The organism is Actinobaculum sp. oral taxon 183 str. F0552 (genome assembly GCF_000466165.1).
In the GTDB taxonomy this organism is placed as follows: Bacteria; Actinomycetota; Actinomycetes; order Actinomycetales; family Actinomycetaceae; genus Peptidiphaga.
The window spans coordinates 17,750-28,023 of the sequence record NZ_KE951425.1 but is presented as its reverse complement, the minus strand read 5'-3'; the positions used below and the strand labels follow the sequence as shown (position 1 = coordinate 28,023).

The 10,274-nt window shown below is 69.6% G+C and carries 8 protein-coding genes; 5 read left to right on the top strand and 3 right to left on the bottom strand.

The genetic code is table 11. From position 1 onward, the window contains the following. The coding region (locus HMPREF0043_RS05100) for an amidase (protein ID WP_040317898.1) at positions 1-538 on the bottom strand (538 nt) is incomplete at its 3' end. Beyond that, positions 538-834 carry an Asp-tRNA(Asn)/Glu-tRNA(Gln) amidotransferase subunit GatC gene (gene gatC, locus HMPREF0043_RS05095; protein ID WP_021601844.1) on the bottom strand — a complete coding sequence of 99 codons (297 nt, stop codon included), beginning with the start codon at positions 832-834 and terminating at the stop codon, positions 538-540. The genes HMPREF0043_RS05100 and gatC, both read right to left, overlap by 1 nt. 199 nt (positions 835-1,033) lie before the next feature. Here gatC and HMPREF0043_RS05090 point away from each other — a divergent pair, with 199 nt between their 5' ends. Continuing rightward, a complete protein-coding gene (locus HMPREF0043_RS05090; protein WP_021601843.1) occupies positions 1,034-2,293 on the top strand; it encodes a phospholipase D-like domain-containing protein in 1,260 nt (419 codons plus the stop codon). A 39-nt stretch (positions 2,294-2,332) separates the two neighbouring features. Here HMPREF0043_RS05090 and ligA read toward each other — a convergent pair whose 3' ends face one another. Beyond that, the gene (ligA, locus tag HMPREF0043_RS05085) at positions 2,333-4,708 is read right to left on the bottom strand and encodes an NAD-dependent DNA ligase LigA (RefSeq protein ID WP_021601842.1); all 2,376 of its coding nucleotides are present in this window, start codon (positions 4,706-4,708) and stop codon (positions 2,333-2,335) included. 304 nt (positions 4,709-5,012) lie between these two features. On the opposite strand from ligA, the gene HMPREF0043_RS05080 reads away from it, so the two are divergent. The 4 genes from HMPREF0043_RS05080 to HMPREF0043_RS05065 are packed head-to-tail and all read left to right on the top strand — an operon-like array spanning position 5,013 to position 10,192. Next, positions 5,013-6,191, top strand: coding sequence for a sensor histidine kinase (locus HMPREF0043_RS05080; RefSeq protein ID WP_232206039.1), 1,179 nt, complete (start codon positions 5,013-5,015; stop codon positions 6,189-6,191). After that, the gene (locus tag HMPREF0043_RS05075; RefSeq protein WP_021601840.1) at positions 6,184-6,876 is read left to right on the top strand and encodes a response regulator; all 693 of its coding nucleotides are present in this window, start codon (positions 6,184-6,186) and stop codon (positions 6,874-6,876) included. Before HMPREF0043_RS05080 ends, HMPREF0043_RS05075 begins: the two co-directional genes overlap by 8 nt. Further along, on the top strand, positions 6,873-7,613 hold the full coding sequence (locus tag HMPREF0043_RS05070) for an ABC transporter ATP-binding protein (RefSeq protein WP_021601839.1): 741 nt from the start codon (positions 6,873-6,875) through the stop codon (positions 7,611-7,613). Before HMPREF0043_RS05075 ends, HMPREF0043_RS05070 begins: the two co-directional genes overlap by 4 nt. Further along, a complete protein-coding gene (locus HMPREF0043_RS05065) occupies positions 7,610-10,192 on the top strand; it encodes an FtsX-like permease family protein (protein WP_021601838.1) in 2,583 nt (860 codons plus the stop codon). Before HMPREF0043_RS05070 ends, HMPREF0043_RS05065 begins: the two co-directional genes overlap by 4 nt. Positions 10,193-10,274 lie beyond the last annotated feature (82 nt).

Genomic DNA, 10,274 nt, shown 5'->3' with positions numbered 1-10,274 from the left:
TCGAGCCGCCGGTATCCGAGCCGAGGGCCAAGGGGACCATGAACGCGCCGACCGCCGCCGCCGAGCCGCCGCTCGAACCGCCGGGGATGCGGTCCAGGCTCCACGGGTTGTGCGTCGGCTTGAAAGCCGAGTGCTCGGTGGAGGAGCCCATCGCGAACTCGTCCATGTTCGTCTTCCCCACGATGGGCAGGCCCGCTTCGCGCAGCCGCGTCACGACGGTCGCGTCGTAGGGTGGGCGCCAGCCTTCGAGGATCTTCGAGGCGCAGGTCGTCGGCTGACCGCGCGAGACCATGTTGTCCTTGATGGCTACGGGGACGCCGGCGAGGCGGTGGAGGGGCCGGCCGGCCGCGCGCTCGGCGTCGACCCGGCGGGCGGCGGCCAGGGCGCCGTCGTCGTCGACGAAGAGGAAGGCGCCGACCCGGCGGTCGACGGCATGGATACGGTCCAGGCAGGCCTGGGTGAGCTCGAGCGAGGTCAGCTCGCCGGCGGCGAGCATGCCGGCGAGCTCGAGCGCCGGGAGTGTGAGGAAGTCCTTCATCATTCCTCCCCGAGGATCTGCGGCACGAGGAATCGCCCGTCCTCCTGGGCGGGCGCCGAGGCCAGGACCTCGTCCCGGTCGAGGGTGGGAACGACCGCGTCGTCGCGCATGACGTTGGTCAGGGGAATCGGGTGGCTCGTGGCGGGGACATCCGGGGTGGCGACCTCGGAGACCTTCGCCACGGCGGAGGCGATCACATCCAGTTCTCCAGCCAGGCGCCGGATCTCGTCCTGGGTGAGCGAGATCCGGGCGAGGCCCGCGAGACGCGCCACCTCGTCAACAGAAAAAGACGACATGCCCCGATTCTACGTCGCCGGAGGGATGCCTCCCGCGACGTCTCCCACACGCCGCGCCTCGGGATGGGTCCGGACTGCGCGGGCGGTCTGCCCGGTGCGCGGGAAGGGCACTGGGGACATGAAACTACGGTTGGCGCGGGGGCAGGGAGATGAATCGCCGATTTTCCTTCACCGCGCCGGGACTGGCTACAGTAGTGGCATGTCCCGACTTCGCCGGCCTCGTCGGAGGCACATCGTCAGCGCGGTCAAGTGGGGGGCGCTCGGGACGCTCGCCGTTCAGACGGCGGCCGTGGCAACCGTCACCGCCATCGACGCGATGCGCAAACGCCGCTCCCCTCAGTCGGGGAACTTCCCGCACCTGCCACCGCAGGAGACCGTCGTCGGACCCAACGAGATGACGGTCTACACCTACGGGAGGGACTTGTACGACGCGATGCTCGAGGACATACGCTCGGCGACCGACCACATCTACTTCGAGTGCTTCATCGTCAAGGCCGACGAGACCGGCTTCGAGTTCCGCGACGCCCTCATCGACGCCGCGCGCCGCGGAGTCGAGACCTACGCGATCTTCGACACGTGGGGCAACTTCAACCAGGATCCGAGGTTCCGGCACCTGCCGAAGATGCGCAACCTCCACACCCTCCAGTTCCCGCTGGTGCGCACGGGGATCTTCACCGGCAGAGCGCGCGACAAGGGACGCGACCATCGCAAGATCCTCGCGATCGACGGGAAGGTCGGGTACGTCGGCGGCTACAACATCGGCACCCTGTACGCCCACCACTGGCGGGACACCCATGTGCGGATCGAGGGGCCGGCCGCTTGGGAGCTCGAGGGATCCTTCGCCGACATGTGGAACGACTTCCGCCGCAGGGAGCACCCCACCCTCCCCGACAACGGGACGCACCTGTGGGACAAAACCGTCAAAGCCACGGTCAACACCCCCGCGCTCAACGACTATCCCATCGGATCCCTCTACCTCGACGCGATCAACCGCTCGAGCCGGCGCGCCTGGATCACCATGGGGTATTTCATCCCCGACGAGCACATGCTCACGGCGCTGCGACACGCCGCCCGGCGGGGGGTGGACGTGCGGGTGCTCATCCCCGAATACTCCAACCACATCGTCGGCGACTGGGTGGGTCGCCCGCACTACGATCAGCTCCTAAGCGCCGGGGTGCGCATCTTCCTGTTCGAGGACGCCATGGTCCACGCCAAGACGATGGTCGTGGACGGGAAGTGGTCGACCGTCGGGACCGCGAACATCGACCGGTTGTCGCTGCGCGGCAACTTCGAGATCAACATCGAGGTGTACGACGACGACTTCGCCCGTGCCATGGAGCGGATCTTCCAGGTGGACCTGGACAACTCCCACGAGCTCACGCGCGCGGCGTGGGACGCCCGCGGGCGTTCCAACCGCGTCATCGAGAGGATCCTGCGGCCCCTGGGGCCCCTCCTGTGACGGCGGGTGCGGTCACCGGGGGAAGCCGATGCCTGCCCGTCAGGGCAGCTCGCCCGTGTCGAGGAGCGCCGCGAACTGCTCCTCGTCGATGACCGGGATGCCCAGCTCCCTGGCCTTGGCGGCTTTGGAGCCCGCCTTGTCCCCCGCGAGGACGAGGCTCGTCCTCTTCGACACCGACCCGGTCGCGCTGCCTCCGTGGGCCTCGATCGCCTCTTTGACGGACTGGCGGGTGTATCCCGACAGCGTGCCGGTGGCCACGACGGTCATGCCCGCGAGAGTCTGGGGGACCGCGGCGGCCTCGCGTTCCTCGGCGAAGTCCACGCCCGCGGCGGCCCACGTCTCGACGATCTGCCTGTGCCAGGGCACGTCGAACCACGTGAGGAAGGAGTCGGCGATGACCGGGCCGACGCCCTCGAGCTCCGACAGATCCTCGGGGCTGGCCATCGCCGCGCCCTCCAGTGAGCCGTAGGCCGCGGCGATGGCCTTCGCCGCGGCCGGGCCGACGTGCCTGATCGACAGGGCGACGATTTTGCGCCACAGTTCCTTGGACTTGGCCGCCTCCAGCTCGCCGATCATCTTGACGAGCGTCTTGCCCGGCTCCGAGGGGCGGGCGATCCGCATCGTCCCGTCCGGCCCCTTCTTCCACTTCGGCTTGGTCCAGGCGGCGCGCACGCAGCGGAAGTCGCCCGTCGGTTCGCCGCCGGCGCGCACTTCCTGCCAGATCCACACGTCGCGCGCCTTGTCCGCCGTGAGGTCGAACAGGCCCGCCTCCCCCGACAGGACGGGCGTCTGGGGGGCGGGGACGCCGAGTTCGCGTTGAACGTCTGCGGGGATGAGCGCCCGCGAATCGATGACGGCGCCGTCCCAGTCGGTCACGCCGCGTTCGACGAAGAACGCGCGGTCGGCCGCGATGCGCCTGGTCCGCCCGTCCTCCGCCTCGACCAGGAGCGTGCCGCCTTCGAGCAGGGCCCTGAGCGCGTCGGGGCGGCGCCTGTCGGGATCGGTCAGCCACAGAGCGGTCTCGTCGCCGAGCGCCTCGACGTCCAGAGCCCCGCGCCCGCCGATGTAGGCGATGCGCTGAGCAAGCTGCGCCGGGCACGAGGCGGTGTTGGGGCAGCGGACGTCGACGTCGCCCTCCTTGGCGGGGGCGAGCGGCGCACCGCACGACGGGCACCGCTCGGGCATGCGCCAGTCCCGCTCGGTCCCGTCGCGCAGCGCATCGACGGGGCCGAGGACCTCGGGGATGATGTCCCCGGCCTTCCGGACGACGACCGTGTCCCCGATCTTCACTCCCTTGCGCGCCACCTCGGAGGGGTTGTGCAGGGTGGCCTGGGCGACCGTCGAGCCGGCGACGAGAACGGGCTTCATGACAGCGAAGGGAGTGACCCGGCCGGTGCGGCCGACCTGCACGCCGATGTCGAGCAGGCGGGTCTCCACCTCCTCGGGAGGGTACTTGTAGGCGACCGCCCACCGAGGGACCCGCGAGGTGCTGCCCAGGCGGGCCTGTTCGGCGCGCGAGTCGATTTTGAAGACCGCGCCGTCGACCCCGTGGACCAGCGTGTAGCGCGCGTCGGCGTAGCGCGCGACGAAGGCTTCGACCTCCTCCCACGTCTCGACGAGTCGCGTGTAGGGCGAGACGGGCAGGCCCCACTCCCGGAAGGCCTCGTACGTCCCCCGCTGGGTGGCCAGGCGCTCTCCGGTCGGCTCGGGCGCCCCCGAGAGCGCGCCGAGGCCGTGGGCGACGAAGTCCAGCGGCCTGGCGGCCGTCACCCGCGGGTCCTTCTGCCGCAGCGAGCCGGCGGCGGCGTTGCGCGGATTGGCGAACTCCTTGGCGCCGGCCTCGCGCTGGGCGGCGTTGAAGGCGGCGAAGGAATCGAGGGGGAAGAAGACCTCGCCGCGCACCTCCACGAGCTCGGGGACGCCCTCTCCGCCGAGCCGCTCGGGGATGGAGTCGATCGTTCGGGCGTTGTCCGTGACGTCCTCTCCGGTGACCCCGTCGCCGCGGGTGGCGGCGACCGTCAGCCGGCCCCGTTCGTAGCGGAGGTTGAGGGCGAGGCCGTCGATCTTGGTCTCGGCCGTGCACGTCCGGCCCTCCGCGTTGCCCTCATACCAGGAGCGCAGGTCGTCGATGGAGAAGACGTCCTGAAGGGAGTAGAGGCGCTCCAGATGGTCCACCGGCGCGAAGCCCGCCGCCGCCGGGGCTCCCACGCGCTGGGCCGGCGAATCGCCGGCCGCCAGATGGGGGAAGGCGGATTCGATGTCCCGCAGCTCGTGGACGAGCCGGTCGTAGTGCTCGTCGGTGAGGATCGGCTCGGATCCCGAATGATAGGCCCTCTGCGCCCGCTCCAAGAGCGGCGCGATCTCGTCCCTGCGTTCGCGGGCCGCATCCGGGCTCGGCGGCGTCTGACTTGTCACCCCCCTATTGTGACAGGTCGGAGGTCGGGGAAATCCGCCGGGAAGCGGAACCGGCCCGCGCCCGAGTGTGTGCGTTGTGAAACGCGGGAGTCCGGGGAATAATGGTCGCATGACGACAGCAAGCTCACCCTTGTTGGATAGACGAAATTCTCAACGGTATCCTGTGGCGCACGCCAAGGACAATTGACGAAGGCATATGAACCGGCGGGACCGTATCCTTGTACCTATGGCACAGGGGCAGCGCAGCTATATAACGCTTTGGGGAATAAGCCCCATTGACGTCGGTGCCGCTTTTCTCGTGGCCATGCTGTATTTCCTCAATCGGGGTCCGATAGCGCTCCTGTATCCGGAGAACTCAGCCGCTTCGCCGGCGTTGGAGTCCTTCAGCGACGTGGTGATCGGCCTGCTCTACTCCGTCCCCATGGCGTTCCGGCGGACGCACTCCGTGCCGTCGGCGGTGCTCATTTTCACGGCGAGCGGGTGGAGGCATTTTCTCGAGCCGTCGAATATCATTTCCGCCGACGTGGCGGTGCTCGCCTCGCTGTACGCCGTCACCGTCTACGGCCCCGTCTGGGCGCACCGGACCGTCGCCGCCGCGAGCGTGCTGGGCGACTTCCTCCTGACGATCCCCACGCTCACCAGCCAGGCGACCGTGCCGAACGGCGCCACTTCGTGGAGCACCTTCTCCAACAGCTTCACCTACATAGGCGCGGTTCTCGCGGCCGTCTACGGCCTCGCCCTGGCGCGGCGGTCCCAATTCCAGGAGATGAACTCGCTGATCGTCCAGGCGCGCGACGCCGAGCACCGCGCCGACACCGAGGCCGAGCTGGCCGTTCTGGAAGAACGGTCCCGCATCGCCAGGGAGATGCACGACATCGTCGCGCACACGCTCTCGGTCGTCATCGCGCAGGCCGACGGCGGGCGCTACGCGGCGAAGAAGGACCCGCAGGCCCCTCTCGTCGCCCTGGCGACCATCTCCGACATGGCGCGCGACGCCCTGAAGGACATTCGATCGATCATCGGCGTCCTGCGCGACGCGGAGGGGAACGAGCAGCCGACGCTCCCCCAACCCGTCGAGCACGACCTGGAGGAGCTCGTGCGCACCGTCCACGAGTCGGGGATCACGGTCTCCTTCGTGCGAACGGGCGAGACGCGCCCGCTGCCGGTCGGCGTCGGAAACGCCATCTACCGCATCTGCCAGGAGGCCCTCACCAACTCGCTCAAGCACGCCGGCCCCCACGCGGAGATCACGATACTGCTCCAGACCACGGACGCCGCGCTGATCCTCCAGGTCGACGACGACGGCCGCGGCGCCGCGGCCCCCTTCGACGGAAAGGGGCACGGCCTGGTCGGCATGGCCGAGCGCGCCGCCGCCTTCGGCGGGACCGTCATCTCCGGTCCGCGTCCCAGCGGCGGCTTCCGGGTCATCGCCTCCATTCCCATTCCCCATCCCGACAACAGTTTAAGGAGCCCATATGAGTGACACAGACCAGATCCGGGTCGGCCTCGTGGACGACCAGGCCCTCGTCCGGACCGGTTTCGCCATGGTCATCGACTCTCAGGACGACATGAAGGTGGTGATGGAGGCGAGCAACGGGAGGATCGCGATCGACAGGCTCGGCGTGGTCCCCGTCGACGTGATCCTCATGGACATCCGCATGCCCGTCATGGACGGGCTGGAGGCGACGGCGGCGATCACCTCCAATCCCCTGCCCACCGGCGTGAGCCCGAAAGTCCTCATCCTGACGACCTTCGAAGAGGAGGAGTACATCATGGGCGCCGTCCAGGCGGGGGCCTCGGGATTCCTCGTCAAGGACGCCCCGCCCGACCAGATGCTCGAGGCGATCCGGACGATCCACCGCGGCGACGCCGTCATCGGGCCGTCCTCGACGAAGAAACTCGTGGAGAAGCTGGCTCGGGAGGCGACGGCGCAACGCGCGATCGACCCGCACCTCCTCGACGGACTGACCGAGCGGGAGGTCGAAGTCCTGCGGCTCGTCGCCCAGGGGCTGACCAACAGCGAGATCGCCGGGACGCTGACGGTGGCCGAGGCGACCATCAAGACCCACATCGGCCATATCTTCTACAAGCTGGGCGCCCGCGACAGGGTCCAGGCCGTCGTCCTGGCCTACGAGGCGGGGCTCGTCCGGCCGGGCGACGTCTCGTGAGCGACGCCCTGAGGACCTCCCACCTGACCAAGGTGTACGGCGCCGGGGATCTGGCGGTGCGCGCTCTCGACGACGTGACCCTCTCCCTGCCCTCGGGGCGCTTCACCTCGATCATGGGCTCCTCGGGCTCGGGCAAGTCGACGTTCATGCACGTCGTCGCCGGGCTCGAGAGGGCGACGTCGGGCACCGTGGTCATCGGCGATCTCGACCTCAGCTCGGCCGGCGACGACGCGCTCACCCGTATGCGCCGCGACCACGTCGGGTTCATCTTCCCGTCCTTCAATCTGCTGCCGAACTACTCGGTCAGGCAGAACGTCCTCCTGCCCCTCAGGCTCGGGCGCCGACGGCCCGAGGGGCCCTGGTTCGAGCGGATCGTCGAGACGCTGGGCCTGGGCGGCCTCCTGGCCAAGACCCCCGAACAGCTGTCGGGGGGCCAGCAGCAGCGCGCCGCCATCGCCAGGGCGCTGCTGGGGCGCCCGGAGGTCATTCTGGCCGACGAGCCGACGGGCTCCCTCGATTCGGCCACGTCCACCGAGGTGCTCGAACTGCTGCGCATCTGCGTTCGGGAGTTCGGGCAGACCGTCGTGATGGCCAGCCACGACGTCGCCGCGGCGGCCTTCGCCGAGCAGACCGTCCTCCTCTCCGACGGGCGCGTGGCGGGCAAGGTCTCGAATCCAACCACCCGGTCCATCCTCACCGCTCTGGAAGCGCTCGACGTCCGCGTGGGGATCGAATGATCGAGCTCTTCGTCCGGGCGGCCCGGCTGCACCGCTCCCGCTACATCCTGACGTTCCTGGCGATCGTCCTCTCCACGGCCTTCACGGTCGTCAGCCTCGAGCTGGGGCGCTACGGGCGCGACGCCGCGACCGCCAGCTCGGGAAGCGGCTACGGGCAGGCCACGGCCGTCGTCACGCCGAAGGCACCCAGCGCGAACCGCAACCTGGCGGCGGAAGTCGCCCGGGTGCCCACCGTGGGCGAGGCCTACGGGCAGTCGAGCCACGAGGCCCGGATCCGCTACGAGGCGAAGGCCGTCGACTTCCGGGCGTTCAACGTCCCCGACCCCGCCTTCGGGTTCTACAAGCTCCTCGACGGCAGGATGCCCCTGCAGACCAACGAGATCGCCGTCACCCAGGCCCTCGCCTCCTCGCTCGGCCTGAAGATCGGCGACACGGTGACCGTCGGGATCAAGTACCGAAGCAAGGACCAACCCGAGGAGCAGAGTTTCTCCGCCCCTCCCATGGTGGTGTCGGGGATCTACGAGAGCTCAGGCTCGACCCTCGCCACGGGGACGAGCCTGACCGGATACGTCGCCGACGCCACGTCCAGGCAGTGGCTGGTGCGCGAAGGCAAGAACCCCAACGAAGCCGTCGACAAGGTGTACGTCACCGCCGCAGCCGGAGCCTCGGACGCCCAGATGCTCTCCGAGGTCTCCACGCTGCCCGGCGTCGTCGTCCAGTCGCGCTCGTCGATGGCCCAGGACCGGGCCAAGCGCCTCCTCGACTCGGCGAGCATCATGGAGACGACCACGCTCGCGCTCGGGCTGTTCGCGGTCGCATTGACCTGCGTCGTCATCTGGAACACCTTCCAAGTCCTCGCGCTGACGCGCCGGCGCTCCCTGGCCACCCTGCGGTGCCTGGGCGCCTCCGTCCGCCAGATCTGGGCCATGGTGCTCGGCGAGGCGCTGCTGCTGGGCACGGTCTCCGCCACGCTCGGCCTGGGAATCGGGATGGCGCTGGCGGAGTTCATCCCGAAGGTCGTCCGCGGCCCCGAAGAGGCCTGGGAGATCCCCTCGTCCATCACCCTCCACCCTCCCTTCGCCCTGCTCGCGCTGGCGACTGGCGTCCTCATCACACTCGGCTGCGCGATCTGGCCCGGATACCGCGCAACGCACACCGCTCCGCTGGCCGCGTTGGACGAGGGGGAGCCTGCGGGCGACCCACGAGCCCCCGGGCTGCGCCGGCGGCTCCTCCCGGGAGCGGTCGTGATGGGCCTGGGCGTGTGCGTGGTCGTCCTCGGGCAGTCCGTCTCCGCTCTGAGACTCGGCACGGAGCCGGGGATCTGGGGCATCGGCGTGGGGGGCACCCTGCTCATCGCGAGCTCCGTCCTGCTCAGCCCGTTCCTCTCCGGGGCGACGGCCGCGCCCGTGGCCAGGGCGGTCCGCGCCTTGGCGCCGCAGGACAGGCGCGTCGACGCCGAATTCGCGGCGGAGAACATCAAGCGGTCCCCCCGCCGCTCCGGGGCGGCGATATCGGCGCTGTTCATCACGACATGGCTGCTGACCGGGGCCGCGGCGGGCGCGTCCAGCGCCCGCGAGACCCTCCTGGCCAACCTCGACGCGGGCCACTCCCACGACATCAACGTCTACCAGGCCTTCGACTCCGAAGGCCTGGGCATGGGAATCTCCCCCGAGCAGCAGGCCTCCGTCGCCGCCGCCCGCGGCGTCTCGGGGGTGCTCCCCATCTACGAGACGAAGGTCAAGACGAGCGTGGCCGGATACGAGTCGACGACCGTCGAGGCCTTCGACCCCTCCGTCGCCCGCACCGTCGTGTCCGCGCGCTCGGGCCCCGCGAAGCTGCGCGAGGGCAGGCTGCTACTGCCCGAGAACGGCGGGCGCACAGTCGGCTCGGCCTCCGCGGTGGGCAACAACGGCCGCAGCATCCGGCTCGAGGTGCGCTACGGGAAGGTCGCCAAGCCCACCATGGCGCTGGCGGATCTCAAGCGCATCTCGAGCACCGGCCCGCCGACCACCCTGTGGGCTTCGGTCGCGGACTCAGCGGGTTCGAGCACTCAGATCGCGACCGGCGTCGCCACCGGGGTCAACGCCGTCAGCGGCGCACACCCGCCCGTGGTCACCTCGTGGATGCTCAGACAGCACCGCGCCTATCGGACGGCGGTCGCCAGGGTCACGGGGGTCTTCAGCGCCCACCTCGTCGTAGCGACGCTCATCGCCGCCGCGGGCGTGACGAGCCCGATCGCCCTGGCCCTCGTCGAACGCCGGCGGGAGACCGCCGTCTTGAGGTCCCTCGGCCAGACGCGGCACAGCCTGCGCAACGCCCTGACGATCGAGCAGGCCGCCTTGGGCTCGGTCGGGATGGCGCTGGGGCTCGTCTTCGGGGTGGTCGGCTCCGTGCTGACGACCAGGGCTCTGTTCTCGGGCGTGGACACCGGAATTTTCATTTCCGTGCCGTGGCTCTCGATCTCCATCGTCATCGGACTGGAGTTCCTGGTGACCGTCGGATTGACGGCGGTGCCGGCGAAGTCCTGGATGGAACGACGTTCGACGTCCTTTCGCGACGGTAACTTCCTGAGACTGTGACGCACGCCAAGTGAAAATCATGCTGGGGGGTCTTTACGGGGGGCGCCAAACCTGCGAACCTTTAATACTGCACGTATCACGC

Bases quoted from the DNA above. Each gene is read 5' to 3' on its own strand.
- HMPREF0043_RS05065 (WP_021601838.1), top strand. From the start codon at position 7,610: ATGATCGAGCTCTTCGTCCGGGCGGCCCGGCTGCACCGCTCCCGCTAC.
- HMPREF0043_RS05075 (WP_021601840.1), top strand. From the start codon at position 6,184: ATGAGTGACACAGACCAGATCCGGGTCGGCCTCGTGGACGACCAGGCC.
- HMPREF0043_RS05090 (WP_021601843.1), top strand. From the start codon at position 1,034: ATGTCCCGACTTCGCCGGCCTCGTCGGAGGCACATCGTCAGCGCGGTC.
- gatC (WP_021601844.1), bottom strand. From the start codon at position 834: ATGTCGTCTTTTTCTGTTGACGAGGTGGCGCGTCTCGCGGGCCTCGCC.
- HMPREF0043_RS05080 (WP_232206039.1), top strand. From the start codon at position 5,013: ATGCTGTATTTCCTCAATCGGGGTCCGATAGCGCTCCTGTATCCGGAG.